The following is a 26,765-nucleotide window of genomic DNA, read 5'->3' as shown; positions in this document are numbered from 1 at the left end:
TTATTACAGCGCAATTGCTGTTGTATTTTTAACCTCGGAGATCATGAATGAACTGTGGGTACTTGCAATATGCTGTAAAGTGGTCAGTTTGCTCAGCATGAAATTCCGGTAATCATCCATGTCTTTCACTCCTATTTTAAGGATGTAATCATAATCACCGCTTATATGAAAACATTCGGTAACTTCCTCTAAGTTCATCACTTCTTTTTCAAATTGAAGTACGTATTCTTTTTTGTGTTGAGTAAGCTTGATGTGGCATAAAACAATAAAGTTTTTATCCACTTTTTGCTTATCAAGAAGAGCTACATATTTTGAAATCACACCCATGTTTTCCAGCTTTCTTATCCGCTCATAAATTGCTGTAACAGATAATCCAAGCTTATAAGAGAGTTCTTTGGTGGTTTGCTTACAATCTTCCTGTAAAAAAAGCAGGAGTTTTTTATCAGTTTCGTCGAAGGCCATAGATAATTTTTTGGTAAAAGTTTATAACATTCAAATATAGCAAACAATTTTTCACCTTTTTATATAATTGATGGATTTATAATCTAATATTTTAAAAATATGTTGTAATAATTCTGAAAATAATTCAAATTTAAAACAAAAAAATAATGGAGACTTTTAATGCCGCAAATGAAATTCAGGATTTGCAATATTTCGGAGAGTTTGGAGGGGTAAACCCATCTATTTCAGACAGCTCCACCTACACATTCCTTTCTGCTAAAACCATGTTCGATACATTTGAAGGAAATGCGGACGGATGCTATCTGTATTCAAGACATTCATCACCGATGAACCTGTATCTTTCCCAGGCTTTGGCCAAGATGGAAAATACGGAAGCTGCCAATGTTACAGCTTCAGGAATGGGTGCTATTACTTCTGTGCTTATGGAGGTTTGCAAAGCAGGTGATCATATTATTTCGAGCAGAACTATTTATGGAGGCACGTATGCTTTTCTTAAAAACTTTTTTCCGTCTTTCAATATCAATACGACTTTCGTAGATATCAGCAATTTCGAATCTATTGAAAATTCTATACAGCCTAATACAAAGGTTATTTATTGTGAAACCGTAAGTAATCCGCTACTGGAAGTAGCTGACTTGAAAAAGCTATCTGAAATCTGTAAAAAATATAATATAAAACTGATTGTTGATAATACATTCTCCCCTCTTTCTGTTTCACCACAATTGCTGGGAGCTGATATCGTTATCCACAGTTTAACAAAATTCATCAACGGAAGCAGTGATACTGTTGGTGGAGTGTATTGCGGCACACAGGAATTCATCAACGATACCAAAAATGTAAATACAGGTGCATGCATGTTGCTTGGTCCGACCATGGACAGTATGCGTTCCGCAAGCATTTTAAAAAACCTGAGAACGCTTCATATCAGAATGAAACAACACAGCTACAATGCAATGTATCTGGCTGAAAGGTTTGAAAATAATGGGTTAAAAGTTTCTTATCCCGGACTAAAATCCCATAAAGACCATGAGCTGATGAAAAGCATGATGAATGAAGAGTACGGATTCGGTGGATTACTGACTTTAGATGCAGGCACTACCGAAAAGGCCAATGATCTTATGGAGCTGATGCAACAGGAAAACCTTGGGTATCTTGCTGTAAGCTTAGGATTTTATAAAACTTTATTCTCTTGTTCAGGAAGCTCAACTTCTTCTGAAATTCCGGAAGAAGAACGTGCTGCGATGGGAATTTCCGACGGCCTGATCAGATTTTCCATTGGACTGGATCACGATATTGAAAGAACATACCAAAAAATGAAAGAATGCATGAAAAAGGTAGGCATTCTCAACCATGAAACAATTTCTATATACTAATGTTTTGGTAAATGTAAAAGCTGTTGAAATTTCAACAGCTTTTATTTTTTAATCGAATCTTAAAGATTTTTTATGTTATTTTTTATGGAAATGGCTTGGAAATGCATCTTCAGGTTTCATGCTGAAAATATTCAGGAAGATCCAGGATTTCAGGAAGCCATATCCGTAGGAAAACATCTGAATATATGTTGAAATCACTGCCATTCCGGCAATGCTGATATTTTTAGTGATCAATAAAGCATGGAAAAATACCAGAAAAGTATATAATCCGTATACAGCCAATATAAACCCGTTTGCAAGGACAAAATATTCCAGGAAGCCCATTACATATCCCAATAAAAATAAGGTGGGAAATGCAAAAGAGATCTTTACATAATCCGGATGTCGCTGATTAAGAATCGGTCTTGCACAGCCAAACTGGTATACCTGTTTTGAAAATTTTCCGAAATCCACTCTGCGCTTGTGGTATACGGCAATGTCATCAAAGAAAGCGGTCTTAAATCCGTTTTCCCAAAGTGTCATGGATAAATCCGGATCCTCTCCTATTCTCATTTCGGAAAAGCCTCCTACCTGATCAAAAACTTCTTTTTTCACTCCCATATTAAAGCTTCTCGGCTGGAACCTGGAAACCGCTTTTTTACTCCCTCTTATCCCTCCTGTTGTAAAAACCGACGTCATAGAGTATGAAATGGCTTTTTGCATCAAATTAAAGCCTTTATGCGCTTTATCCGCTCCTCCGAATGCATCACATGGAATTTCAAGAATATCTTTTTTGATGTTTTCAATATAATCTTTTTCTACAACAACATCGCTGTCTACAAAAACCAGCCATTCACTTTCAGCTCTCCTGGCTCCGTAATTTCTCGTTAAACCGGGTCCGGAGTTATCCTTTCTGAAATATTTTATATTCAAAATTTCTTCAAAATTCTGTATGGTGGGTTTAAGATCGATCAGGGAACCGTCATCTACGATGATTATCTCAAAATCTCTATCAGTCTGTTGAGTGAGCGAAGTTAAAAGCTCAAAAAGCTCATCCTTTCGGTTAAAAATAGCGACAACAATGGAAATGGTAGGCTTCAAATTGAAAATTTTTCAAAATTAATTATTCACGGAAGAACCCGCAAACAGTTTTCTAACTTATTAAATTAATTAACGCTTAAATTTTAAAAATCATATCTATTGACTTATTTTTTTCAAAGCTGACATTTTCAACAAAGTAATTTGGAATTTTAAACAAAATATGTCATTAACCGGCTCTCTAACTTTGTCTCAACAATAAAAATAATACAATGAGACATCATCAAAACTTACAACAACCGCTAATTTCAGGGTTTAATGCAGGATCAACTGCACAGGAAGTAATTAATGGAATTGATCTTTCCGGTAAAACAGTGATCATCACCGGAGGATATGCCGGAATAGGTCTTGAAACTACTAAAACATTGGTTTCAGCCGGCGCAACGGTAATCGCTCCTGCAAGGGATATTGAGAAAGCAGGCAAGAATCTGGCCGGAATTGACAATGTGGAAATTGAGCCTTTAGATTTAATGAGCCCTGAATCCATCAACTCCTTTGCAGAGAAATTCATGGCATCCGGAAAAGAATTACATGTACTGATCAATAATGCCGGAATTATGTGGGTTCCGTTACGAAGAGATTCCAGAGGGATTGAATCTCAACTGGCGACCAATTATCTGGGAGCATTTCATCTTACGGCAAAACTTTGGCCTGCTCTCAAAAAAACCAATGGAGCCAGAGTTATCAATGTATCTTCTTACGGACACCAGATGTCTCCATTCGATTTTGATGATCCTAATTTTGAGTACAGGGAATATCAGACCTTATTGGGGTACGGACAATCTAAAACGGCCTGTAATTTATTTGCCGTTGCCCTGGATCACAGAGCAAAAGAATTCAATGTAAGAGCTTATTCTTTACATCCGGGTTCTGTACATGGAACCGATTTAGGAAGAGAAGAGCCCATCGAACTGTTTAAACAAATAGGAACACACGATGAAAACGGGATGATAAAACCTGAGGTTGAAGCCAGACTGAAAACTATTCCACAAGGAGCCGCAACGACTGTCTGGTGCGCCATAAGTCCCCTATTGGATAATATTGGCGGCGTTTATTGTGAAGATTGTGATATTGCTGAAATAGATCACAGGCAAATTGAGCACAGATTTGATGACCCCTCTACCATTCGGGGAGTTCAACCTTACTCTATTGATCAGGAAAATGCGGAACGATTATGGAAATTAAGTGAGGAAATGACCGGAATACAATTCAATGTGGAATAATTCATTTTTAAATACCTTTGTAACAGAAAATGATCTTATGGATTTTCAAATCAAATACATCACACCGGACATTAAATTATCTACGTATGATGATAAGCTATTCAAAACGGAAACTATTTTTGAATATCATATGCTGGTGTGGTTTATTTCCGGGGAAACCAAAATCATTCAGGCAGATCAGGCTTATATTTTCAAAGCTGGAGATATTTTTCTGATCCCGAGAAATCATCTGGCTACGATCATCAATTATCCAAAAGACGGAAAACCGCATAAAGCCGTAGTGATGCATCTCACCACAGAACGTTTAAAGCTGTTCTACTCTACTGTTGATCGGGAACAGAAAAGTTTCTGCGAAGAAGCTAAAATCTACAGTTTCTCCAAACATCCGTTGCTTGAAAGTTGTCTGGCTTCCCTGATTCCTTATTTTGATATGAAAGAAGCCTTCCCTGAAAATATAGCTCATTTAAAAATCATTGAAGCAATAAGTATTTTACGGGAAATTGATCAAAATATTGATTCCCTGCTCGCTAATTTTGAAGAGCCTGGTAAAATCGATCTTATTAACTTTATGGAGAAAAACTATATGTTCAATATGCCATTGGAAAGATTTGGATATTTAACAGGAAGAAGCCTTTCTACTTTCAACAGGGATTTCAGAAAAGCGTTTATGGTTACACCACAACGATGGCTTATTCAGAAACGCCTTGAGCTGGCTTATTATCATTTGACGGAAAAGAATAAAAAACCGACGGATGTTTATATGGAAGTAGGTTTTGAAGACTTATCCCATTTCTCCTACGCCTTTAAAAAACAGTATGGCTTTGCGCCTTCTTTGATATAATAATTCGGGAAACTTTAAAATAAAAATCCGCCGGATGGCGGATTTTTTTATTTAGTTATTGGAGATTTAATTTTGTTTGTCATAAAATATCCTGCTATAATGCCTATCGGAGCAATGACAGGAAAGAACAGCAATGCGAGATAAGGCCAGATAGTAGACTTATTTTTAAATAGTATGGCAATAGAAACAGCATATAATATGATGATCATTACTGCGACTACTATAATATCAAAAGGATTAATTACTAATAATTTCATAATTATTTTTTTAGATAATAAATTTAAAAAAATTTTTTATATAAATATTCCTGATTTAAAATAAATTAATAGAATTAAGGTAATTGAGCAGAAAATCAACGATCCACAAAATGTAATCATCGCAGAAACGCGTTTAAAATAAAACCGATCTAACTTATAAAGAATAAAGCAGCATATAAAGGAAATTAATAATCCTATCAGACAGCAAATCAGAAAAGTTAAAAAAGAAATATGCATTATGTCTTTAGAATCTCTAATTGCCAGAAAAAAGAAGCTAAAACCTACTAACATAAAAATACTGCTGAAAAATTCCGCCCAGTATTTTAATTTCTTATTTTTTTTAGTCTGAGCCGTACCAATTTTATCCGATGAAAAGCTATCCAATACATTCAGCGCATTAAAAATAATATCTAAAAAATCGAAATTGTTCCCTGCCATCAATTATTCTCAATTTTATGCACCTTCTTCGTCCCCTCATACATCTCATACTGTAAAAATCGGGTTTCCAGCTTTCCATTGAAAAGCTTTACCTTTCTTGATGGGCGTAATCCAACTTTCTTCACTGCCTCAAGATCAGAAGAAATCAACCATGCTAAAGTATTCGGATAACCCGTTTTAAAAGTATCCCCTATTTTTTTGTAAAAATCATCGTCATTGATAGAAATCCTCTCATCATAAGGCGGATTAAAGACAATCAGTAACGGAAACAGCTCTTTTTCAGAATCAAAGAAGTTCTGTTTCTTCACTTCAATCACCTCTTCCATTTCAGCCGCTTCAATATTCATTCTTGCCGCATTCAGCATCCTTGCATCAATATCGTATCCTACAATTTTCCCTTCAAATTCTTTAATCCTATTGATTCGGACTTCTTTAATTTTTGTAAATAATTCAGCGTCATAATTTTTCCAGTTCTGAAACGCAAATTTCTTTCTGAAAATCTGTGCCGGAAGGTCCATCGCAATCATGGCTGCTTCTATCAACAGTGTTCCGGAACCGCACATCGGGTCCAGGAAATTTCCTTTTCCGTCCCAACCTGCAATCTGAAGCATTCCGCTCGCCAACACTTCGTTGATCGGGGCCTGCCCCTGTTCTTTTCTGTAACCTCTTTTAAATAAAGGATCACCTGAAGAATCTAATGAGATGGTTACTAATTCCCTGTCGATATGAAGATGGAATTTGATATCCGGATCTTTGGTTTCAATACTCGGGCGTTTTTTAAATTTATCCTGAAAGTAATCTACAATGGCATCCTTCATTTTAAGGGTCATAAACTGGGAATGCTTGAATGTTTCTGAATTTACCGTTGCATCAATGGCAAAAGTTTGATCAACATCCAAAAAATCTTCCCAGCTCACTTTTAAAAGCCTGTCATAAAACTGATGCTGGTTAAAAGCTTTAAATTCATGGATCGGGACCAGGATTTTCAAGGCTGTTCTCGCAGAATAATTGATTTTATAAAGAAAACCCAGGTCTCCTTCACAGTTAACCGCACGGTTTTTAATTTCAACATTCCGGCCGCCCAATTTTTTAATCTCTTCTGCCAAAACCGGCTCCAGTCCGAAGAATGTTTTTATCTGAATTTGTAGATTGTCTGTATTCATAAGTAATAATTAAAAGATTAAAAAATTGAAAGATTAAATCAGAGCAATCAATATTTCAATAATTTAAATCTTTAAATGCTTTAATGTCTAAAATAGTTTGTATTTAACCGCACAAATTTAGTTATTTTTGCATTATGGAATGGTTTGAATCTTGGTTTGATACCCCTTATTATCATTTGCTGTACAGTAACAGAGATTATACTGAAGCGGAAAGCTTCATTACAAAATTAACGGCTGACCTTCAGCTTCCGCCTTCTTCTAGAATCATAGACCTGGCTTGTGGAAAGGGAAGGCACTCCGTTTTCCTGAATAAATTGGGGTATGATGTATTAGGACTGGACCTCTCCAGACAAAGTATTGAGTTCGATAAACAGTTCGAAAACCAGACCCTTATTTTCGATGTTCACGATATGAGAAATCCTATTGATGCGGATCCCATGGATGCCGTTTTCAATTTGTTTACCAGCTTTGGATATTTCGATAAGGAAAGTGATGATAAAAAAGTTTTTCAATCGGTTTATAATGTTTTAAAACCTGGTGGATATTTCGTCCTGGATTACCTGAATGAAGAATATGTAAGAAAAAGTATAGTCCCGGAATCTGTGATTACACGGGAAAATATAAATTTTAAAATTGGTAAAAAAATAGAAGGAAGGCATATCATTAAAGATATCAAGTTTGAAGCTGACGGAAAGTCTTTCCATTTTTTTGAAAAAGTAAAGCTACACACTCCGGAAACCATTCATTCTTATGCTGCAGAATGTGGTTTTGAAAGAATAAAAATCTGGGGAGACTATCAGCTGAATCCCTTTCAGAAGGAAACATCACCACGTTGCATCAATTTATTTAAGAAAACAATATGATATCGGTTATTTTACTGATTTTAAGTGTCATTGCAGGAGTATTCCTCGGAAAATATTTTGGCAAGAAAGAAAAGCTGGCTAAAAACTTATTGATTTTAAGTGCAGGATTTTTAATTACGATCTGCCTTAATGAAGTATTTCCACAGGTGTATGTTTCTGAAGAAAGTACCAACCTGGGTATTTTTGTTATTCTCGGGGTTTTGCTTCAAATGGTTCTGGAAGCTCTTACCAAAGGTTTTGAACATGGCCATTTCCATCATCATAATGAAAACAATATCCTTCCGGTAGCATTAATGGTAGGGCTTTTTGTTCATGCGTTTATCGAGGGAATTCCTTTAGCCAGCGAGAAAGAAATCCTGTCCCCTTATTTACTGGGAATTCTGGTGCATAATATCCCGATTTCTTTTATTCTTGGGGCATTTTTATTCAACAGGAACGATACGAAAAATTCGTCATCTTACCCGTCATTATTAATTATTGCCTTGTTTGCTTCCGCATCCCCTTTGGGAATGCTGTTAGGAAACTATTTCAATCCCGATCTGCAGCCTTATTTCCTGGCCGTTGTAGGGGGTATTTTCCTGCATATTTCTTCGGTGATCATTTTTGAAAGCAACAAGAATCACAATATCGACTGGATGAAAATAGGACTCGTTATTTTAGGAGTTTTATTGGCCTTAACGATGCATCTTTTCCATTCTCATCCCCATACTCATCATCATTAAAAACAAGAAACTCCGAATTGTTTAAATTCGGAGCCTCAATTTAATCACTCATTACACAATCCGGAAATTAGAATTTCCAGCCGAATGTAATAAAGAAGTTATTTCTGCTGTTTTTCACATCGGAAACAATGTAAGCATCACTGGTTACGATATCTGTTGGCGAATAGTAAGCAGAATCTATATTATCCGTAAGAATACCTCTCATAAAAGGATTGCTGTACTTAGAAGTTACGTTCTGATATGCTGCATCTATATAGAATGATTTGAAATCGTATCCTAAACCGAAAGATAAAAGATTTCTGTCATTCAAAATAAGGTTGCTATAGGATTGATCACCGGTAGTTCCCTCATTGGTAAATCTGTTGATCGTTAAAGCATCAAGCGGATTCGATACATAAGAATAACCACCTCTCAGTCTTAATTGTTTGATTCTGTATTCAGCACCTAATCTTAATTCAGATACATTTTTATAGTTATCCTCGAAGAAATCATTCAGTTCCGTTTCCGCAGGACCATATACCTTATATTTTGGTCTGGACAGGCCAAGGCTGTAGTCAGCATTCAACGAGAAATTTTTACCTGCAACAACCGCAGCACTTACTGTAGCTTTAAGCGGCGAGGTGAATCTTCTGTTTTCATATCCGAAATCATCTCCTAGTTCAGGATCATTGTAAAAATCATAACTTCTTTCGATTTCCCAGAAGGTAGGCGTTTCCAAAGCAGCTCCGATTCTGAAATTAGGACTTACTTTTCCGATTACCCCAAGAGAAGCTGAAAATCCGGTAGACCTTTCAAAATAAGGTGTATTTTGCTTATCAAAATAATCTATGGCTCCATTTTGAAGAGATTTGAACGCTGCCGTATCATACTGATCAATCGTTGCATTGAAGAAATTAAACCCTACCCCTAAATACAGGTTATGATTGTAGTTTGCCCCTACTCCAAAGCTGGTTTTAGATAAGTTCCCATATCTGTTGTAAGCGTGTCCTGCATAGGAAGAACTCCTATCTACATCAAAGTCATACATCAAATTACTGTTCCCCGGTGTTTCCACATAATTTTCTATGGATTGGTTGGAAAAATTTACTCCGATATTGATGAACTTCCACGCACTTTCAGTCATAAGCTGAAACGTCATGATTCCCCCTACATTTCCAAGATCTACATCATTAACGTTATAATTGATTGATGAACCTGCCAGAGAGGAAGTATTTTTATTATTATTGATAGACAATGTTCCATTAATTTCGCCTGAAATAGCCACTCCCAAACCTGCAGGGTTTGTAAGCAGGGAGCTTGCGTCTCCTCCTAAAGCTCCGTTAGATCCGGCCATCGCATTGAATTTGGATGACCCAACCATCGGTGATCCGGAATATACATCAATAGAATTCCTTATAATAGAAACATCCTGAGCCTGCGCAAAAAATGCAGCAGAAATACTCATTAATACTAAAGATTTTTTTAACATTATTTTTTTGAATAGTTATTACGTTTTGAAATTATCTTCCACCTCTGAAGCCGCCGCCTCCACCACTGGATCTGAAACCTCCGCCTCCTGTAGAACCGCCTCCTGATCTGAAGCCGCCTCCACTGTTGGAATTGTTAAATCCTCCTGACCTGAAGCCGCTATCATTTCTATAACCACTGTCATTTCTTCTTGGCGGATTATAGGTAGGATTCTGTTGTCTCATACCTCCTGAATTTCTGAAACCTCCGCTGTTATTCGTATTTCCTTGTCTGAAGCCTCCGGTATTGGTATTTCTGAAGCCTCCGGTATTGTTTCTAAGCGTACCGCTGCTTCCATTTCTGAAACCTGAACCTGTTCCATATTTATTCAGACCTCCTGCATTATAGCTGTTAAATCCTCTTCCGTCTGCACCACTTCTTCTGTAAACAGGTCTGTTGTAATATCCGTTACCCCAATATCCACCATACCAGCCTCCATAATAAGGATATCCGTAACCACCCCAGAAAGGATCATAATATCCGCCCCAGTAAGGTGAATATCCAAAGCCCCATCCCCAGTTCCAATATGGATTATAGCCGTAATAACCACCCCAGCCCCAGGATAAACCTATACCCCAGCCTCTGTTCCATCCCCATGGGCTGTATCCGCCGTACCATCCCCAAGGATATCCCCATCCCCAGGAATTATCATAGTAATTAGTTACGCTTCCCGCAAAATTGCCCCAGTCGGAGTCTGTTGCATTTGTATTCCATTCATTGCCACTCCATGCATTGTATCGGTTATCCTGCTCTCTGGAATTGATTTCAGCATTTTGAATAACATTAGAGTCCTGATAATAATCATAATATTCTCCCACCCTGTTTCCTCTGTCATCGTTAATGATCACCCCCTCAGGAAGGGTGTCTTTGTTGGGATCATAGTATACCCCATCTGTCTCACTGTAACCGCCCATCTGAGCGCCACATGACATCAGCAGTAATCCACCTGATATTGCTAAAATCCCTTTAGACTTTAGCATACCAAGCAAATTTTTATGTATATTTCTTTTCATGATAATGTAAAAATTTTTAATTTAAATTATATTTGCAATCTGTACCAAAAATGTACCAAATAATGGTAATAAAAATCTATCAAAAATAGATTTTTATTTTTAGATAACAATAATATAAAAAAGTTAAAATCGTAATGGCAAAATTAACCTCAAGAAGCGAAGATTACAGCAAGTGGTATAACGAGTTAGTAGTAAAAGCAGATCTGGCTGAAAACTCAGGAGTGCGTGGATGTATGGTTATTAAACCCTATGGATACGCCATCTGGGAGAAGATGCGTGATGAAATGGATAAGAAATTTAAAGAAACTGGTCACGTTAATGCTTACTTCCCGCTTTTTGTACCCAAAAGCTTATTTGAGGCTGAAGAGAAAAATGCAGAAGGTTTTGCCAAGGAATGTGCGGTTGTCACCCATTACCGATTAAAAACTGATCCTAATAACCCTCATAAATTAATTGTAGACCCTGATGCGAAGCTTGAAGAAGAGCTTATTGTTCGCCCTACTTCGGAAGCGATCATATGGAGTACTTATAAAAACTGGATCCAATCTTACCGAGATTTGCCTATTCTGATCAACCAATGGGCGAATGTTGTACGTTGGGAAATGAGAACCCGTCTGTTTTTACGAACAGCAGAATTCTTATGGCAGGAGGGCCACACCGCTCATGCCACCAAAGACGAAGCGATTGAAGAGACAGAAAAAATGATTGATGTATATGCGGATTTCGCAGAAAATTTCATGGCTATGCCTGTCATTAAAGGATTAAAAACACCTTCAGAAAGATTTGCAGGAGCAGATGAGACCTATTGTATTGAAGCATTAATGCAGGACGGAAAAGCCCTTCAGGCAGGTACTTCTCACTTTTTAGGCCAGAATTTTGCGAAAGCCTTTGATGTGAAATTCACCAATAAAGAAGGTAAGATCGAACATGCATGGGCAACATCCTGGGGGACTTCTACCCGTTTGATGGGAGCTCTTATCATGACCCATTCTGATGATTTCGGATTGGTGTTGCCTCCTACTTTGGCTCCTATCCAGGTCGTTATTGTACCTATCTTTAAAGGAGAGGAACAATTAAACCAAATCAGTGAAGTGGCTTTGGATATCCAGGCTAAATTAAGAGCAAAAGGGATTTCTGTTAAATTTGACAATGATACACAGAATAAACCGGGTTGGAAATTTGCAGAATATGAATTAAAAGGAGTTCCTGTAAGAATAGCTATCGGACCAAAAGATCTGGAAAACAAATCCGTTGAGATTGCCAGAAGGGACAACCTTACCAAAGAAGTCCGCTCCATTGACGGATTAGATTCTTATATTGAAGAATTATTGACTACTATCCAGAAGGATATTTACAATAAGGCATACAATTTTAGAAAAGATAATATGACTAAAGTTGATACCTATGAAGAATTTAAAAAAGTCCTGGAAGAAAAAGGAGGCTTCATCTATGCTCATTGGGATGGCACTGCAGAAGAAGAAGAGCAAATCAAAGATGAAACTAAGGCTACCATAAGATGTATCCCTTTAGATGATGATGTAGAAGAAGGTGTTTCCTTAATTTCAGGTAAACCGTCTAAAAGACGAGTATTATTTGCAAAAGCATACTAATAAAATATCAAAAATTTATACCGCCGGATATTGTTGACAATATTCGGCGTTTCTTTTCTGCTACATATCTATTACATCCTGTATAATCCATTATACAACTTCACTATTCAGAGAAAACTTTACAATTCATTAGATGGAATAAAAAATATGATCCCACCCCCTTCAAACCACCTAAGGAACGAATATTATTTATAAAATCACCTGCTCATTTTTGTCAATTATTCAAAAAATATTTGAAGAACTTAACAAATATTTTAAAAAAATTAATATTTGGACCATTTTTTGTTTAAATTTATGCCAACATTAATTTTAAAATAAATTTATTATGTCTTTAAATGTTATTGATTTAATCAAAGGACAATTAGGTCCCGCTTTAGTTTCTCAGGCAGCATCACAGCTTGGAGAAAGTGAGTCTGGCATCTCAAAAGCAATTGGTGGGTTATTGCCTGCTGTTGTGGGAGGTTTAGCCAACAATTCTGATAATCCGGCAGTCTTGGATGCCATTACCAATGCTTCGTCAAGCGGCATCTTGGGAAATTTATTAGGTGGGTCTGCGAATAATAACTCATGGATAAGCAGTTTACTATCCTTAATCTTTGGTGACAAGGTAAACGGATTAGTCAATACTATTGCATCTTATGCAGGAATCAGCAACAATTCATCCAGTTCTTTATTGAATCTGGTAACTGGTGCTACGTTAGGTTCGATCGGAAAATATGCTTCTGATAATAATTTGGGGCAATCCGGCATTTCAAGTTTATTAGGTGACCAGAAAGGTATTATTTCTACGTTATTACCTGCAGGACTTTCTTTAGCTTCATTAAATCTGGGAGATTGGGCAAAAGGATATAAATTCGATAATGATGATGACAAAATAAAAGTAACTTCTCATGAAGAACCTAAAATAGAAGTGACAAGAAGTACTACTCCTACGGGAACGTATCCTGACAGAAATAACAATGACGGCGGTGGCGGTTCTATCTGGAAATGGTTATTACCATTACTATTATTATTAGCAGCAGGATATTTCTTGTGGAAACAATGCAATAAGAAAGATACAACAACAACTACCACTACTACCGATTCTACGGCAGTTTCTTCCGATACGGCAGCAGTTTCTTCTACGGATACTGCGGCAACTACAACTACTACTGCAAAAGTTGACGAAAATATCGACTTGAACGGTGTAGCACTTAAAGGATACAAAGGAGGAATGGAAGACAGAATGATCACTTTCTTAAAGTCTGACAGTTATAAAAATGCAGCAGACGATAATGCTTTGAAAGATACCTGGTATGATTTTGACCATGTTAATTTCAAAATGGGAAGCTCTACTGAATTAGAAGCCGGTTCTCAAGGGCAGTTGGATAATTTGGTAGCTATTTTGAAAGCATTCCCTGACGCTAAAATTAAAATCGGTGGATACACAGATAAAACAGGTAACGAAGCATCTAACGTAAAATTATCTCAGGCAAGAGCTGATTTTATTAAAGCAGCTTTAACTAAAGCAGGAGTTGGATCTCAGGTTTTAGGAGCAGAAGGATACGGAAGCAAGTTTGCTACTGTAGATGCTAAAGCTTCTGATGCTGAAAGAGCTGTTGACAGAAAAATGGCTGTAAGATTTGCAAAATAATCTTTCAGAATCCTATAAAATTCATCCCGGAAAAAGTTTTTCCGGGATTTTCTTTTTTATAATGTTTGAATTTTCATTTATTTAATTAAATTTGTTAGTCATTTCTAACATTTATGAATTTCAATATAAAACAAGGCTGGAGGAAAGATAAGACTTCCCATTCCTTATCAGAAGTATACTCGTCTATTAAAGTTCCTAGAAAGGCCACTTTTTGGAGGAAGTATCTTGCCTTTGCCGGACCCGGGCTAATGGTGGCCGTAGGTTATATGGACCCCGGGAACTGGGCAACGGATATTGCCGGAGGAGCACAATTTGGTTATACCCTGCTCTCTGTTATCCTTATTTCCAATATTTTCGCCATGATATTGCAACACCTGTCTGTAAAACTGGGTGTAGTAGCAGAAAGGGATTTAGCACAGGCCTGCAGGGATCATTTTCATCCGACAACCAATTTTATTCTTTGGATATTATGTGAGATTGCCATTGCCGCGTGTGATTTGGCAGAGGTAATCGGTTCAGCCATTGCATTGAACTTATTGTTTCATATTCCTCTTACCTGGGGAATCGTTATTACCACCATAGATGTTCTCATTATCCTTTTGCTTCAGGCGAAAGGCTTCAGGTGGATAGAAAGCATTGTGGGCGGGCTTATTTTCATTATTCTGGCATGTTTTGTATATGAAATTATTATTTCAAAACCTGCATTCAATGAAATCCTTGGGGGATTGGTTCCCCAAAAAGAAATAATTCAAAACCCTGCGATGCTCTATATAGCGATAGGGATCTTAGGAGCTACTGTTATGCCACACAATCTGTATCTTCACAGCAGTATTGTACAGACCCGGGATTATACACGGGACAGGGAAGGTAAAAAAGAAGCTATCAAATTTGCAACATTAGACAGCACCGTGTCTTTATTACTAGCGTTCTTTATTAATGCGGCAATTCTTATTCTGGCTGCGGCCACTTTCCATACTACAGGAAATAAGCATGTGGCTGATATCCACGATGCCTATAAGATGCTAACTCCTATTTTAGGAGCTTCCATGGCAAGCATTGCTTTTGCAATTGCTTTATTGGCTTCCGGACAAAACTCTACTCTTACCGGGACTCTTGCAGGACAAATTGTAATGGAGGGTTTTTTGAATATCAGATTAAAACCATGGCTGAGAAGATTAATCACAAGGCTTATTGCAGTCATACCCGCATTGATCGTTACCATTATTTATGGTGAACAAGGTACAACAGATTTACTTGTTTTAAGTCAGGTAATCTTATCCATGCAGCTTAGTTTTGCCGTGGTTCCTTTAGTGATGTTTACGAGTGATAAAGCAAAAATGGGCGAATTTGTAAACAAACCGTTCTTGAAAATTTGTGTATGGGTGATTTCTTTTGTGATCATCATTTTGAACCTTTACTTGCTGTTCCAAACTTTTTTCGGGGAATAATCAATGGCCAATGATGTAAAACTGACTTATCATTATTGACTTATTCATTTATTCAGCTGCCAATTTTTCTGACTTAATGTCCTGATTTTTTCTTTGGCAGAATCTTTGACAAACAATTCAGTAAAATAGTTATTGAATATGGAAAATCAGGATATCAACGAAGAAAACATCAATAAGCAAGAAGAGAATACCCTCCAGAATGAAGCCAATTCCGGAGAAAATGTGACAGTTGAGCCGACAGCAGATGAACTTTTGGCACAAGAAAAAGATCGTTATGTTCGTCTTTATGCTGAGTTCGAAAATTATAAAAAGAGAACTTCAAAGGAAAAAATGGAATTTTTCCAATATGCGAATCAGGATATGATGATTTCTATGCTGGGAGTTTTGGATGATTTTGAAAGAGCTTTAAAAGAAATTGCTAAAAACGGGAATTCTGCAGATTTACAGGGAGTAGAACTGATTTATCAAAAATTCAAGAATAAACTTAATGAAAAGGGATTGAAAGCTATGGAAGTAAAAGCCGGAGACTCTTTTAATGTAGATTTCCACGAAGCTATTACTCAGATTCCTGCCCCTTCAGAAGATCTGAAAGGAAAAATCGTAGACGTTATTGAAACTGGTTACACTTTGAACGATAAGGTTATTCGTTTTGCCAAAGTAGTAACAGGAAACTAATATTAATAAATGATAAATGATGAGTGATAATTGATGAGATCTCACTTATACCATTCTGAATGTCTATTATCATTTATCAATAATCAATTATAAGATCATGTCAAAAAGAGATTATTACGAGGTTCTTGAAATAAGCAAATCCGCATCTGCCGATGAAATAAAGAAAGCCTACCGAAAAATGGCCATAAAATATCACCCTGATAAAAATCCGGGGGATAAAGTGGCTGAAGAAAAATTCAAGGAAGCTGCGGAAGCCTATGAAATCCTAAGCGATGACCAGAAACGTGCAAGATACGACCAGTTCGGTCATGCAGGTGTGGGCGGAAATGGTGGATTTGGCGGCGGATTCGGTGGCGGAATGAATATGGAAGATATTTTCAGTCAGTTCGGCGATATTTTCGGAGGACACTTCGGTGGCGGATTCGGTGGATTTGGTGGTGGTGGACATCAGCAGGTAAAAGGTTCTAACCTTAGGATAAGAATCAAGCTGAACCTTGAAGAAATGGTGAATGGAACCCAAAAAACCATCAAAGTGAAGAAAATGAAGATGGCTGAAGATGCCACTTCAAAAACATGTCCTACCTGTAGTGGTTCCGGTGTTCAAATTAAAGTAATGAATACCATGTTCGGGCAAATGCAGACACAGACTACCTGTGGGACCTGTCAGGGAATCGGAAAAGTAGCAGATAAAATTCCGGCAGGCGCCAATGCGCAAGGGCTGATCAAAGATGAAGAAGAAGTTACCATTAATATTCCGGCAGGCGCAAGAGACGGCATTCAGCTTAATGTAAGAGGAAAAGGAAATGATGCCCCTTTCGGCGGTATCCCGGGAGACTTATTGGTCATCATTGAAGAAGAAGTAGATAAAGCAATCAAAAGAGAGGGTGATAATCTTCACCAGGAATTATATATATCTTTCGCAGAAGCAGCTTTAGGAACAAAAAAAGAAGTTCCGACAGTTGGCGGAAAAGTAAAGATCACGGTAGATCCGGGAACTCAGTCCGGCAAAATCTTAAGATTGGCTGGAAAAGGCCTTCCAAGCATCGACAGTTATGGAAAAGGGGATATGTTTATTCACATTAATGTATGGACTCCTCAAAAGCTGACGAAAGAACAGAAAGATTTCTTCGAAAAACAGATGTCAAGCGGAGAAATGGTGGCAGAACCATCCGGAAAGGAGAAAACGTTTTTTGATAAAGTAAAGGATTTGTTCAACTAAGAATATCCAGTCCTTTTTAAATATACTTCGGCCCGGGAGCTTTGCTCCCGGGCCGAAGTATGTTATTTGAAGCCTGCTTATTTACGAAGAACTGCAGAATATATTTTCTTACCAACCGTAAACAATGCTACAGCAATTAATCCGCCTATAATTCCTAATGTGAATTCCTTAATCATATCAGGCCATGTAGGAAGAAAATGATGCAGATATTCGATATTATGAGCGAAAATCCCTCCTGAAACCAGAATCAGGGCTAGTGTTCCTACAATTCCCAAAATTTTGATAATAACAGGCAATGCATTCACCAATAAATGGCCCAATTTGGAGAAAATTCCTTTGTCATTACTTTTTCTGATCAGTTTAAAGCCAGCATCATCCATTCTTACGATAAGGGCAACAATTCCATACACCCCAACAGTGGCTAAAATTGCGACAAAGGTTACGGTAAGAATCTGCGTCAATAAAGGATGGTTTTCCTGTATAACTGTTCCTAAGGCAATAATCACAATTTCTATGGAAAGAATAAAGTCTGTTGCAATGGCAGATTTTATTTTGGCCTTTTCAGAAACAGGCTCATCTTCGTCAACCTGGCTTTCTTCAATGACTTCATGTCCTTTTTTGGAGCGGTGGAATAAAAATTCGATAATCTTCTCCACACCTTCAAAGGCAAGATAAAGTCCTCCCAGAACCAGAATAATCTCTATTGCCGGCTTATACAGCCAGTTGAGCAGGAAAGCAACGGGAAGAATAATCAGTTTATTAATGAAAGACCCTTTTGTAATTGCCCATAAAACAGGCAATTCGCGGGAGGAAAGAAAACCGGTCGCTTTTTCTGCATTCACGGCTAAATCATCACCTAAAATCCCTGCTGTTTTCTGAGTTGCTATTTTACTTGTAACTGCCACATCATCCATCAAAGCAGCGATATCATCTAAAATCGCAAAAAAACCAGATGCCATAGTATTTTAATATTTTTTTAATAATTGTTAAGTGCAGCAAAAATAACTATTTAATTCTGTTTTCAAATTGTTTATAAGGCAAATTTTGATATCTGTTAAAATAGTGAAAGCATAAAGATGGCTCCTCATATTTTATATCTTTGTTGGAAATCATCATATACAATATAAAATGGACAAGATGGAAAATTGGGAAGCTCAATTACAGCGTATCTGGCTGCAATTTGGAAAAATAAGCAATGATGAATTTCTTCAGAAAATAAAAACCCATACCGCTAGACTTTCAGGCTCACAAGCTATTGTCAACTTTGAAATGGCCTGTGCTTTTGACTCAACAGGATATGAAAAGGATGCAGAACCTCTTTACAGATCTGCATTACAGCAAGGATTATCCGGTTTACGCAGAAGGAGAGCAAGAATTCAATTAGCAAGTACTTTAAGAAATAACGGGAACATTGATGAAAGCATTCATATTTTAAGAGAAGAAAAGGCCAATTATTCAGATGAACTGAATGACGCAGTCGATTCATTTTTAGCTCTTTCCCTTTCCTCTCAGGGGGAATACAAAGAAGCGTTGTCCTTAGCTTTAAAAGCAATCTCTGGGCATTTACCCAGATATAACCGATCATTATATAATTATGCTAATGCCCTTCATGAATGATTTTTTAATAATAATTATTATATGTATTTACCAGACTTGTGCCCAAGACCTTGAAGAGCTAAAGAATTGGCTCTTATGGATAAACAAATCGGAATAGTGATCCAGCTATGGTAAAAGTCATCTTTTTGATCCCCAATATTTCCTTGTATTTATGTAATTTTAATCTATGAAAAAGTTCATTCTCAAATATCATTTCTTTGTTTTGGGATGCATCGGATTTGTTTTGAATTCCTGTAATTCAAGATTCAGGGTTTGGGTGGGAACCCATAATGAACAGAAGATTTACAATTTAAAATACGGTGAACATAAGAGACAGAAAATGGATGTTTTCCTGCCATCCGATTATCCGGAATTTTCACCGGTGGTTGTAATAGTTCATGGTGGTGCCTGGAAATATGGAAGAAAGGAACACATGATCCATATTCAGAAAATGCTTTTTAAAAATAATATTCCAAGCATTAATATGAATTACCGCCTGGTTTCAAAAAAAATCACTTATAAAGAACAATTGGAGGATATTGCTTCCGTTATTGAAAAATTCAATTCATTAGCCCAGAAAGCGGAACTGCAGCCCAATAATTATATTCTGCTAGGAGAAAGCGCAGGAGGACATTTGACGCTGCTTTACGGGTATCAACACCCTGATCAGATCAAGAAAATTATTTCTCTGAGCGGACCCACTGATTTTTTTTCCAAAGAATTCCTCGATTCCTTTTATTCAAAATATACTTCTCCTACGATTCAAAAGATGGTAGGTACAAAATTCGACCGTAAAAATTTATCTGAAGAGTTTCAAAAAGCAAGCCCTATTGCCAATATCACTCAGGTTCCTACCCTACTATTTCAGGGAAATAAAGATTTTCTGGTGAACCAACGCCAGGGTCTTTCTTTGGATTCTGCTTTGACTCAGCAGAATGTTCCCCATAAACTGGTTTTTATGGAAGGAGCGGGCCATGCACCAAGGTTTTTTAGCAAAAGAAAAAGAGACAGTATTATTTACCCGAATATTTTAGAGTGGATAAAAAAATAACCTGCTAAAGCAGGTTATTTGGTTTTGTATGATGATATTATTCAAAGTTTTGATCTTCATATTTAGAGAAGTCCTGTTTTTTCCCGAACAGAAACTTAATGATCACCGGAAGTGTTGTAATCAGAACAATTACGATAATAATATATTCCAGTTTAGATTTCAGTTCAATTCCGAATTCATCTCTGAAAATTTTATCCAGATAATGTCCTGCATAGATTAAAGAGAATGACCACAGGACAGCCCCTATAATATTATCTCTCAGGAACTCTTTCTTATCCATTTTCACAATTCCGGCAACAATAGGTGTAAAAGTCCTTACCACAGGTAAAAATCTGGCCATAATCACAGCTAAAGCCCCATGTTTTTCAAAAAAATCGTGAGCCTGATAAAGATATTTCTTTTTGAATAATGTGGTATCCTTCTTTTTGTATAATGCGGGACCGGTTTTTAATCCAAAATAATACCCTACTTCATTCCCGATAATTGCCGCTAAAGAAACACACGCAGCCAAAATGGTGGTATCTAAGAAGTCGCTCCCGGTGGAGCCAAAAGTCTCTTTGATAATTTCTACCGCATAAATTCCTGAAACAAATAACAAAGAGTCTCCGGGTAAAAAGAACCCTACAAAAAGACCTGTTTCAGCAAAAATAATAAACAAAATAAGCCAGAACCCACCCATTTTAATATAAAACTCAGGGTTCAGTAAATCCTTCCAGCTATTGAAATCTTCCATAAATATTGATGAGTAACAAAAGTAAGCCTAAAAAACCTGAAACAAAAATTAATTATAAGTTTTTAACAAATTCAAAGCATGATATTTTATAGGTTGAGATCATCATCCGAAACCGCTGTTCCATCCGCCATCAAAAATGCTTTAAGAAACGGGGTGATATTTCCGTTCATCACGGAATCCACATCTGAAGTTTCATGGCCGGAACGAACGTCTTTTACCAATTTATAAGGATGCATAACGTAGTTTCTGATCTGGCTTCCCCACTCGATCTTCATCTTATTGGCTTCGATCTCGTTTCTGGCTTTCATACGTTCCTCCAGTTCCATTTCATACAGTCTTGATCGAAGTAACTGCATGGCTTTTTCTTTATTCTGAAGCTGGGAACGGGATTCCGAGTTTTCAATGATAATCCCAGTAGGCGCGTGACGAAGACGCACCGCTGTTTCCACTTTATTCACGTTCTGCCCCCCTGCTCCGGAAGATCTCATGGTTTCAAAACTGATATCGGCAGGATTGATATTAATCTCAATGGTGTCATCTACCAACGGATAAACATACACGGAAACGAAGCTTGTATGACGTTTGGCATTACTGTCAAAAGGTGAAATTCTTACCAATCGGTGAACTCCGTTTTCTCCTTTTAAATATCCGAAAGCATATTCCCCGTCTATTTCCAGCGTAACTGTTTTTACTCCGGCAACATCCCCTTCCTGGAAGTTGAGCTCCCTGATTTTATACCCCTGCTTTTCCGCCCACATGGTATACATTCTCATCAGCATTGAAGCCCAATCGCAGCTTTCTGTCCCTCCTGCTCCAGCCGTAATCTGTAGCACGGCCGAAAGTTCATCTCCTTCGTTGGAAAGCATATTCTTAAACTCGAGATCTTCAATTTTTTCTACTAATTGCGGAAATGTTTCATCCAGTTCTTTTTCGGAATCCGGGTCTTCTTTGGCAAATTCCGCCAATACCTGAAGATCTTCAAACTGACTGTTGATTTCTTCATAATCCTCTACCCATCTTTTCTTGGAACGAAGCTGTTTAAGGAATGCCTCGGCTTCTTTCGGGTTATCCCAAAATTCCGGAGCCGCCGTTTTCTCATCGTCATTGGAAATTTCGATCTTCTTTTTCTCGATCTGAAGGTATTTATGTAAATCTTCAATCCTGGACTGAACTTCTCTTATCTGGTCGTTATTAATCACGAATGTTTCTTTTTTGCAAAAATACTGATATTATTTTTGATTCCCACAGATGCCACAGATTTTCACATATCTTCTCTTAGGTAGGTGATCCGTACAATTACTTATATCATTTCCGCCATCATTTCTCCTATTTTCGGAGCCAGAGCGACTCCCATTCCTGAAAGCCGGACAGCACAGAATTGCCTGTCAGAAATTTGTTTCACAATTGGAGTTTTTTCCGGGCCCATTGCCATAATTCCGGACCAGCGATGGGCAATTTTAATATCCTGATGATCAGGAAGAACCACTTCTTTCAGGAATTTTTCCAAATGTTCCTGTAAAAAAATGGTTGTTTCAAAAGCAATTGTTTCTTCGGTTTTAAAATCCCGGTTTCTTCCGCCACCCAATAAAACCCTGTTTCCCAGATTTCTGAAATAGTAAAACCCTTCGTCATAATGGAAAGTCCCTTTAAGTTTTAAATTTTCAATGGGTTCCGTTAAAAGAATCTGTCCACGGGCCGGAATAATTTCTTCCGTTTTCAAAAAATCTGAACTGAAAGCATTGGTACCGTGAATCAACTGATCTGCAAACACAGAAACAGTTTCTGAAATCTGAACTTCAATTTCATGTGGATTTTCAATCATCTTTTTGACTTCTGCCCCAAAAAGGAATTCAACTTTCAGTTCGTGGCATTTTTCCAAAAGCTTTTGTACTAATTTTCCTGAATGCAGGCTCCCTTCGCATGGATTTTCAATTATAAATTCAGATTTACCTAATCCAAATTTTTGTATTTTATCCTGGTTCAGAAAATAAGTTTCACCCAATCCTGTGATGGGTTTAAGCTTTTCATTAACCTCTTCTATTTTTTGTAAAGGCTCATCGTTGTTGAGAATTTCATAGCCTCCGGTTAATTCAAAACCAATTTCATCATTATTAAAATAATTTTGAATTTTTTTCAATCCTTCAAACCTCATCTTTACCAGCTGCAACGTTTTTTCCCATCCCATTTTCTGTGAATCGGCAATGATTTCCGTAAGGCTTCCGAAACAGGCAAAACCGGCATTCCTGGTTGATGCCCCTAACGGAATTGCATTTCTCTCCATAATCAATACAGATTTCTCAGGATATTTTTCCTTGATGGAAACAGCCGTCCATAGCCCGGTAAAGCCAGCTCCTACAATAATGATATTCCGTTTTCTGTAGAAAGTTTCGAGTTCCCAGATACTGTTCATGAATGATTAATGATTAATGATAGTTGATAAATGTTAAGTGAGATTAATTACGATATGAACATTTAAGAGTTGTCTTTATTTTCCTCTTTTCCTTTACTTTCTTCTTCATTATGTTGAAAACCAATAGCTCTGCGGGGTACTTCCACTACTTTATAAGCATCGAGTTCGTTTTTCAAAGCGATAACCCTAAACTTGAAATCATCATAATTGTTAATAACTACATCATTCAGGAATCTTGCGACCTGGTCAAGATATTCTTCTGTAAGTTTGGCAGCCGCATCTCTTAAAGCCCCGTTCAAAAGCTTTTGATCGATCTTTAGATTTTCATTTCTTGTCCTTGCATACAGATTTTTAATCCGTTTTTTCAGGCTTTGAGTAAAATCAATCACCATGGTATTGCTGAATGTTTTCATTTGTGAAGAAACTCCATGCCAGAAAGGAATTTTATCAGCTTTATTATTTTTAAGGATTTTGTAGAGTAAAGAGTCTTCCTGAAGACCTTTTGTCATGGCATACAGGATGATTTCGGACCGTTCGGACGCATTGGGCGGAAAAACGGGAACCAGGACATCAAATCTTCCCGGAGCAAGAACTTCCTCATCGATTTCCGAAACGGAATTGGCGGAACCTATCATCAGTACATCTTCCTGTTCAAATTTGCTTATATAGTGAAGAATTATTTCCTGGGTTTCCAGATTGCACGATGCTACATCAGTCTCAGCATTTCTTTCCATCATAATTTCATCAAAATTCTCAAGTAAAAGAAGTACTTTGTCTTCCTGCATCATGCTTACCAGAAAATCGTTGAAATTAGTTTTACTGCCATCAATAAATGATGTCCCCAGATAATGCTTTTTCACTTCTTTAAACTGGTACCCGATAATCTCGGCAATTTTATTGGCCCAGAAAATTTTCCCGCTTCCGGGTGGGCCGTATAATATGATTCCTGCCGGCTTATGAATTCCCCAGTCTTTAATCTGCTGCGGGTTTAAAAAAGGCTCCAAAACCCCGGAAATATAGAAAAACAGGTCTCTGTACCCAATAAAATCTCTATGCTGGAGGTTTGTTTTATGTCCGAAATAATCATAGACAAACTGATAATTCCCCCCTAATTTGTTATCAATTCCATAGCTTGAAATGGAGGAACGGAAAAAACCGTTATCAAAGATATTGGAATGGTCATCTTTAATCGCCTTTTCTATTTTTTCTTTAGGCTGATTGATTGTTTCCGCAATCTGTTCCACTGTTTTATTTTTATCAAGATCTTTTTCGTAACGCTTTAGAAAATCTATATTTTCCCGGGCAAATTTTTCAAAATCGGCCGTTACTTCAAAATTGGTACTGATACACCCTCCTAAATCAAGATCAAAATCCTGGATAAATCTTTTAATAGCTTCAGCTGAAATATTTAATTCCTTAGCAAGTTCAATTAACTTCATAATTACCTATTGTTCTATCAAATGTAAATATTTTAATCTTAATCTTGTAACATTTTATCATTTACACGGACTACTACTATGTAAAACAAATTACGGACAAATTACATGGAAAAAATTTTATCAGTAAAAAATCTGACTAAAAAATTCAAAAGAGTTGCGGTAAACAATATATCTTTTGATGTCGAGAGAGGAAATGTTTACGGGCTTCTCGGGCCTAACGGAAGTGGAAAATCCACTACATTCGGGATGCTTCTTTCTACCATCAATCCCACCAATGGTGATTGGTATTGGTTCGGGCAGAAAGGGACCAGCTCGGACACTTTGAAAAAAATAGGGGCGATTATTGAACAACCTAATTTTTATCCTTATTTAAGTGCTGAAACCAATCTTAAAATCGTTGCAGAAATTAAGGGCACCCCTTATACAAGAATTGATGAAGTATTAAAAACCGTTGGCCTTTTTGAAAGAAAGAAAGACGCTTTCAAAACATTTTCCTTAGGAATGAAACAACGTCTGGCTATTGCTTCGGCCATGCTTAATAATCCTGAAGTTTTAATTCTGGATGAGCCTACCAACGGACTGGATCCGGAGGGGATCATTCAGATCCGGGAAATCATCAGCAATATTGCCAAACAGGGAATTACCATCATCATTGCAAGTCACCTGCTGGATGAAATTGAAAAAATTTGCAGCCATGTAATCGTATTAAAAGAAGGGAATTCAATTTACTGCGGAAGGGTAGATGAAATGACTAATAATAAAGGCTTTTTTGAATTGAAAGCAGATAATAACACCCAGCTTTTAAGTATTCTGGAAGAGCTTCAATGGTTTACTTCCGTGCATTTGGAAGGGGAAATCATTAAAGCCCAGATCCGCGAAGATGCCTCCATCTCTGCATCCGGTCTGAATCAGAAACTTGCTGAAAAAGGGATTTTCCTTTCGCATCTGACAAAGAAAAAGCTGTCTCTTGAAACCCAATTCCTTGAACTTGTAAAAAACACGAATAACCATGCTTAAATTATTAAAACTCGAATATTATAAAAATCTGAATTACAGACCATTCAAGGTTTTCACCGTCCTATATTTTGCAATTTTAATCGCTTTGCTTTTTATTGGACTGGTAGATCTTAAAATTTTCGGAAATCCAATCAATTTAAAAGAACAGGGTATTTATAATTTCCCTGAGATCTGGAATTTTACAACATGGATTGTAGCTTTGCTAAAGATTTTCCTCGGACTTATCATTGTATTTTCCATTTCACAGGAATTCAGCAACAGGATGTTTAAACAGAATACGATTGATGGGTTGAGCAGGAAAGAATTTATTAGTTCAAAATTATTAACCATTACCCTATTTACGACTGTTTCTACCCTTCTTGTATTTGTCATTACCATATTTTTGGGGTATCAATATTCCAAAGTCACTGATTCAGCCAAGGTTTTTGAAGAAATGTTCTTCATAGGAAATTATTTCCTGAAATTATTTACTTTCTTCTGTTTCCTGATGTTCCTTTCCGTTTTATTGAGAAAATCGGTATTTGTTTTCCTTGCATTTTTCGTTTTCTGGATTATGGAGAGCATCTTAATCGGAGTGGAATCGTTTACAAGACTGCAAGGTTTAACTCAACAGCAGCGACTGGATGTAGCCCAAAATTCTTTCTTCTTTACGAAGCTTCTGCCTTTGGAAAGTATGTCCTCTTTGATTCCAAATCCTTTAATAAGATTAAATCTGGCAAAAATGATGGGCTTAAAATATGAGTTCACCTATCCTACAGAAAGCTTAATTGCCTGCATTGTTTGGAGTGTGATCTTTATTTTCGGTTCTTACTGGATTTTGAAAAAGAGGGATTGGTAATTATTTGATTAAAAGATTAAAGAATTAAAAATTCAAAGATTAAAGTGGTTCGGTTCCGAGCCACTTTTTGGTTAAAGTTGGATTTCATTATTAAATTAAATAGATTGTGAATATAAAAAAAGACTGCCTTTCGGCAGTCTCAAATCACCTCATTTTCT

Annotated in this window: 25 protein-coding genes; 14 read left to right on the top strand and 11 right to left on the bottom strand. The window is 37.0% G+C overall.

Annotated elements, in window-relative coordinates:
* Nucleotides 1-3: 3 nt before the first annotated feature.
* Nucleotides 4-462 (bottom strand): Lrp/AsnC family transcriptional regulator, encoded by a 459-nt coding sequence (locus BCF58_RS08845; RefSeq protein WP_121461436.1) that lies wholly within the window; start codon nucleotides 460-462, stop codon nucleotides 4-6.
* A gap of 146 nt (nucleotides 463-608) precedes the next feature.
* On the opposite strand from BCF58_RS08845, the gene BCF58_RS08840 reads away from it, so the two are divergent.
* Complete coding sequence (locus BCF58_RS08840) at nucleotides 609-1,835, top strand: aminotransferase class I/II-fold pyridoxal phosphate-dependent enzyme (RefSeq protein WP_121461435.1); 1,227 nt, start codon at nucleotides 609-611, stop codon at nucleotides 1,833-1,835.
* Nucleotides 1,836-1,910: 75 nt separating this feature from the next.
* Here the strand turns inward: BCF58_RS08840 and BCF58_RS08835 are convergent, their stop codons facing one another.
* Nucleotides 1,911-2,915, bottom strand: a complete 1,005-nt coding sequence (locus BCF58_RS08835; protein ID WP_121461434.1) for a glycosyltransferase — start codon at nucleotides 2,913-2,915, stop codon at nucleotides 1,911-1,913.
* A 209-nt stretch (nucleotides 2,916-3,124) separates the two neighbouring features.
* On the opposite strand from BCF58_RS08835, the gene BCF58_RS08830 reads away from it, so the two are divergent.
* Both BCF58_RS08830 and BCF58_RS08825 read left to right on the top strand, forming a co-directional pair.
* Nucleotides 3,125-4,135 carry an SDR family NAD(P)-dependent oxidoreductase gene (locus tag BCF58_RS08830; protein ID WP_121461433.1) on the top strand — a complete coding sequence of 337 codons (1,011 nt, stop codon included), beginning with the start codon at nucleotides 3,125-3,127 and terminating at the stop codon, nucleotides 4,133-4,135.
* Between the two features lie 37 nt (nucleotides 4,136-4,172).
* On the top strand, nucleotides 4,173-4,976 hold the full coding sequence (locus BCF58_RS08825; protein ID WP_121462015.1) for a helix-turn-helix domain-containing protein: 804 nt from the start codon (nucleotides 4,173-4,175) through the stop codon (nucleotides 4,974-4,976).
* A gap of 47 nt (nucleotides 4,977-5,023) precedes the next feature.
* Here BCF58_RS08825 and BCF58_RS08820 read toward each other — a convergent pair whose 3' ends face one another.
* Complete coding sequence (locus tag BCF58_RS08820) at nucleotides 5,024-5,233, bottom strand: hypothetical protein (RefSeq protein WP_121461432.1); 210 nt, start codon at nucleotides 5,231-5,233, stop codon at nucleotides 5,024-5,026.
* Between the two features lie 437 nt (nucleotides 5,234-5,670).
* Nucleotides 5,671-6,834, bottom strand: a complete 1,164-nt coding sequence (locus BCF58_RS08810; protein ID WP_121461430.1) for a THUMP domain-containing class I SAM-dependent RNA methyltransferase — start codon at nucleotides 6,832-6,834, stop codon at nucleotides 5,671-5,673.
* Between the two features lie 134 nt (nucleotides 6,835-6,968).
* Here BCF58_RS08810 and BCF58_RS08805 point away from each other — a divergent pair, with 134 nt between their 5' ends.
* Both BCF58_RS08805 and BCF58_RS08800 read left to right on the top strand, forming a co-directional pair.
* Nucleotides 6,969-7,697 carry a class I SAM-dependent DNA methyltransferase gene (locus tag BCF58_RS08805; protein ID WP_121461429.1) on the top strand — a complete coding sequence of 243 codons (729 nt, stop codon included), beginning with the start codon at nucleotides 6,969-6,971 and terminating at the stop codon, nucleotides 7,695-7,697.
* The gene (locus BCF58_RS08800; RefSeq protein WP_121462014.1) at nucleotides 7,697-8,419 is read left to right on the top strand and encodes a ZIP family metal transporter; all 723 of its coding nucleotides are present in this window, start codon (nucleotides 7,697-7,699) and stop codon (nucleotides 8,417-8,419) included. The genes BCF58_RS08805 and BCF58_RS08800 overlap by 1 nt, the downstream gene beginning before the upstream one ends.
* Before the next feature lie 67 nt (nucleotides 8,420-8,486).
* Here BCF58_RS08800 and BCF58_RS08795 read toward each other — a convergent pair whose 3' ends face one another.
* Nucleotides 8,487-9,887: an OmpP1/FadL family transporter gene (locus tag BCF58_RS08795; RefSeq protein WP_170148995.1), complete on the bottom strand. Its 1,401-nt coding sequence runs from the start codon at nucleotides 9,885-9,887 to the stop codon at nucleotides 8,487-8,489.
* A gap of 31 nt (nucleotides 9,888-9,918) precedes the next feature.
* The gene (locus tag BCF58_RS08790; protein WP_228434768.1) at nucleotides 9,919-10,905 is read right to left on the bottom strand and encodes a prolyl-tRNA synthetase; all 987 of its coding nucleotides are present in this window, start codon (nucleotides 10,903-10,905) and stop codon (nucleotides 9,919-9,921) included.
* Nucleotides 10,906-11,072: 167 nt separating this feature from the next.
* Between BCF58_RS08790 and proS the strand changes: the two genes are divergently transcribed.
* From proS to dnaJ, 5 genes are all read left to right on the top strand, one after another.
* The gene (gene proS, locus BCF58_RS08785; protein WP_121461427.1) at nucleotides 11,073-12,548 is read left to right on the top strand and encodes a proline--tRNA ligase; all 1,476 of its coding nucleotides are present in this window, start codon (nucleotides 11,073-11,075) and stop codon (nucleotides 12,546-12,548) included.
* Nucleotides 12,549-12,873: 325 nt separating this feature from the next.
* Nucleotides 12,874-14,181: an OmpA family protein gene (locus BCF58_RS08780; RefSeq protein WP_121461426.1), complete on the top strand. Its 1,308-nt coding sequence runs from the start codon at nucleotides 12,874-12,876 to the stop codon at nucleotides 14,179-14,181.
* Nucleotides 14,182-14,294: 113 nt separating this feature from the next.
* Nucleotides 14,295-15,629, top strand: coding sequence for an Nramp family divalent metal transporter (locus BCF58_RS08775; protein WP_121461425.1), 1,335 nt, complete (start codon nucleotides 14,295-14,297; stop codon nucleotides 15,627-15,629).
* A gap of 138 nt (nucleotides 15,630-15,767) precedes the next feature.
* Nucleotides 15,768-16,304, top strand: coding sequence for a nucleotide exchange factor GrpE (locus BCF58_RS08770; RefSeq protein WP_121461424.1), 537 nt, complete (start codon nucleotides 15,768-15,770; stop codon nucleotides 16,302-16,304).
* A 97-nt stretch (nucleotides 16,305-16,401) separates the two neighbouring features.
* On the top strand, nucleotides 16,402-17,523 hold the full coding sequence (gene dnaJ, locus BCF58_RS08765) for a molecular chaperone DnaJ (protein ID WP_121461423.1): 1,122 nt from the start codon (nucleotides 16,402-16,404) through the stop codon (nucleotides 17,521-17,523).
* Nucleotides 17,524-17,600: 77 nt separating this feature from the next.
* Here dnaJ and BCF58_RS08760 read toward each other — a convergent pair whose 3' ends face one another.
* Nucleotides 17,601-18,482 carry a DUF808 domain-containing protein gene (locus tag BCF58_RS08760; RefSeq protein WP_121461422.1) on the bottom strand — a complete coding sequence of 294 codons (882 nt, stop codon included), beginning with the start codon at nucleotides 18,480-18,482 and terminating at the stop codon, nucleotides 17,601-17,603.
* A 178-nt stretch (nucleotides 18,483-18,660) separates the two neighbouring features.
* On the opposite strand from BCF58_RS08760, the gene BCF58_RS08755 reads away from it, so the two are divergent.
* Together BCF58_RS08755 and BCF58_RS08750 are read left to right on the top strand one after the other, a co-directional pair.
* On the top strand, nucleotides 18,661-19,140 hold the full coding sequence (locus BCF58_RS08755; RefSeq protein WP_228434767.1) for a tetratricopeptide repeat protein: 480 nt from the start codon (nucleotides 18,661-18,663) through the stop codon (nucleotides 19,138-19,140).
* A 166-nt stretch (nucleotides 19,141-19,306) separates the two neighbouring features.
* Nucleotides 19,307-20,170 carry an alpha/beta hydrolase gene (locus tag BCF58_RS08750; protein WP_121461420.1) on the top strand — a complete coding sequence of 288 codons (864 nt, stop codon included), beginning with the start codon at nucleotides 19,307-19,309 and terminating at the stop codon, nucleotides 20,168-20,170.
* A 37-nt stretch (nucleotides 20,171-20,207) separates the two neighbouring features.
* On the opposite strand, the gene BCF58_RS08745 is transcribed toward BCF58_RS08750, so the two are convergent.
* From BCF58_RS08745 to BCF58_RS08730, 4 genes are all read right to left on the bottom strand, one after another.
* Complete coding sequence (locus BCF58_RS08745) at nucleotides 20,208-20,903, bottom strand: DedA family protein (RefSeq protein ID WP_121461419.1); 696 nt, start codon at nucleotides 20,901-20,903, stop codon at nucleotides 20,208-20,210.
* 86 nt (nucleotides 20,904-20,989) lie between these two features.
* Entirely contained in the window at nucleotides 20,990-22,102 is a 1,113-nt protein-coding gene (gene prfB, locus BCF58_RS08740; RefSeq protein WP_121461418.1) for a peptide chain release factor 2, read from the bottom strand.
* 101 nt (nucleotides 22,103-22,203) lie between these two features.
* Nucleotides 22,204-23,313 carry an NAD(P)/FAD-dependent oxidoreductase gene (locus tag BCF58_RS08735; protein WP_121461417.1) on the bottom strand — a complete coding sequence of 370 codons (1,110 nt, stop codon included), beginning with the start codon at nucleotides 23,311-23,313 and terminating at the stop codon, nucleotides 22,204-22,206.
* Nucleotides 23,314-23,375: 62 nt separating this feature from the next.
* Nucleotides 23,376-24,752: an AAA family ATPase gene (locus tag BCF58_RS08730; protein WP_121461416.1), complete on the bottom strand. Its 1,377-nt coding sequence runs from the start codon at nucleotides 24,750-24,752 to the stop codon at nucleotides 23,376-23,378.
* Between the two features lie 105 nt (nucleotides 24,753-24,857).
* Here BCF58_RS08730 and BCF58_RS08725 point away from each other — a divergent pair, with 105 nt between their 5' ends.
* Entirely contained in the window at nucleotides 24,858-25,769 is a 912-nt protein-coding gene (locus BCF58_RS08725) for an ABC transporter ATP-binding protein (RefSeq protein ID WP_121461415.1), read from the top strand.
* Nucleotides 25,762-26,607 (top strand): ABC transporter permease, encoded by an 846-nt coding sequence (locus BCF58_RS08720; RefSeq protein WP_121461414.1) that lies wholly within the window; start codon nucleotides 25,762-25,764, stop codon nucleotides 26,605-26,607. Before BCF58_RS08725 ends, BCF58_RS08720 begins: the two co-directional genes overlap by 8 nt.
* The last annotated feature ends 158 nt before the right edge of the window (nucleotides 26,608-26,765 follow it).

The organism is Chryseobacterium defluvii (assembly GCF_003634775.1).
Lineage (GTDB): Bacteria > Bacteroidota > Bacteroidia > Flavobacteriales > Weeksellaceae > Chryseobacterium > Chryseobacterium defluvii.
The sequence above is the reverse complement of the archived record's forward strand: the minus strand, read 5'-3'. Positions and strand labels throughout refer to the sequence as shown.

Bases quoted from the DNA above. Each gene is read 5' to 3' on its own strand.
- BCF58_RS08845 (WP_121461436.1), bottom strand. From the start codon at position 462: ATGGCCTTCGACGAAACTGATAAAAAACTCCTGCTTTTTTTACAGGAA.
- BCF58_RS08840 (WP_121461435.1), top strand. From the start codon at position 609: ATGGAGACTTTTAATGCCGCAAATGAAATTCAGGATTTGCAATATTTC.
- BCF58_RS08830 (WP_121461433.1), top strand. From the start codon at position 3,125: ATGAGACATCATCAAAACTTACAACAACCGCTAATTTCAGGGTTTAAT.
- BCF58_RS08825 (WP_121462015.1), top strand. From the start codon at position 4,173: ATGGATTTTCAAATCAAATACATCACACCGGACATTAAATTATCTACG.
- BCF58_RS08820 (WP_121461432.1), bottom strand. From the start codon at position 5,233: ATGAAATTATTAGTAATTAATCCTTTTGATATTATAGTAGTCGCAGTA.
- BCF58_RS08810 (WP_121461430.1), bottom strand. From the start codon at position 6,834: ATGAATACAGACAATCTACAAATTCAGATAAAAACATTCTTCGGACTG.
- BCF58_RS08805 (WP_121461429.1), top strand. From the start codon at position 6,969: ATGGAATGGTTTGAATCTTGGTTTGATACCCCTTATTATCATTTGCTG.
- BCF58_RS08795 (WP_170148995.1), bottom strand. From the start codon at position 9,887: ATGTTAAAAAAATCTTTAGTATTAATGAGTATTTCTGCTGCATTTTTT.
- BCF58_RS08790 (WP_228434768.1), bottom strand. From the start codon at position 10,905: ATGCTAAAGTCTAAAGGGATTTTAGCAATATCAGGTGGATTACTGCTG.
- proS (WP_121461427.1), top strand. From the start codon at position 11,073: ATGGCAAAATTAACCTCAAGAAGCGAAGATTACAGCAAGTGGTATAAC.
- BCF58_RS08780 (WP_121461426.1), top strand. From the start codon at position 12,874: ATGTCTTTAAATGTTATTGATTTAATCAAAGGACAATTAGGTCCCGCT.
- BCF58_RS08775 (WP_121461425.1), top strand. From the start codon at position 14,295: ATGAATTTCAATATAAAACAAGGCTGGAGGAAAGATAAGACTTCCCAT.
- BCF58_RS08770 (WP_121461424.1), top strand. From the start codon at position 15,768: ATGGAAAATCAGGATATCAACGAAGAAAACATCAATAAGCAAGAAGAG.
- dnaJ (WP_121461423.1), top strand. From the start codon at position 16,402: ATGTCAAAAAGAGATTATTACGAGGTTCTTGAAATAAGCAAATCCGCA.
- BCF58_RS08760 (WP_121461422.1), bottom strand. From the start codon at position 18,482: ATGGCATCTGGTTTTTTTGCGATTTTAGATGATATCGCTGCTTTGATG.
- BCF58_RS08755 (WP_228434767.1), top strand. From the start codon at position 18,661: ATGGAAAATTGGGAAGCTCAATTACAGCGTATCTGGCTGCAATTTGGA.
- BCF58_RS08750 (WP_121461420.1), top strand. From the start codon at position 19,307: ATGAAAAAGTTCATTCTCAAATATCATTTCTTTGTTTTGGGATGCATC.
- BCF58_RS08745 (WP_121461419.1), bottom strand. From the start codon at position 20,903: ATGGAAGATTTCAATAGCTGGAAGGATTTACTGAACCCTGAGTTTTAT.
- BCF58_RS08735 (WP_121461417.1), bottom strand. From the start codon at position 23,313: ATGAACAGTATCTGGGAACTCGAAACTTTCTACAGAAAACGGAATATC.
- BCF58_RS08730 (WP_121461416.1), bottom strand. From the start codon at position 24,752: ATGAAGTTAATTGAACTTGCTAAGGAATTAAATATTTCAGCTGAAGCT.
- BCF58_RS08725 (WP_121461415.1), top strand. From the start codon at position 24,858: ATGGAAAAAATTTTATCAGTAAAAAATCTGACTAAAAAATTCAAAAGA.
- BCF58_RS08720 (WP_121461414.1), top strand. From the start codon at position 25,762: ATGCTTAAATTATTAAAACTCGAATATTATAAAAATCTGAATTACAGA.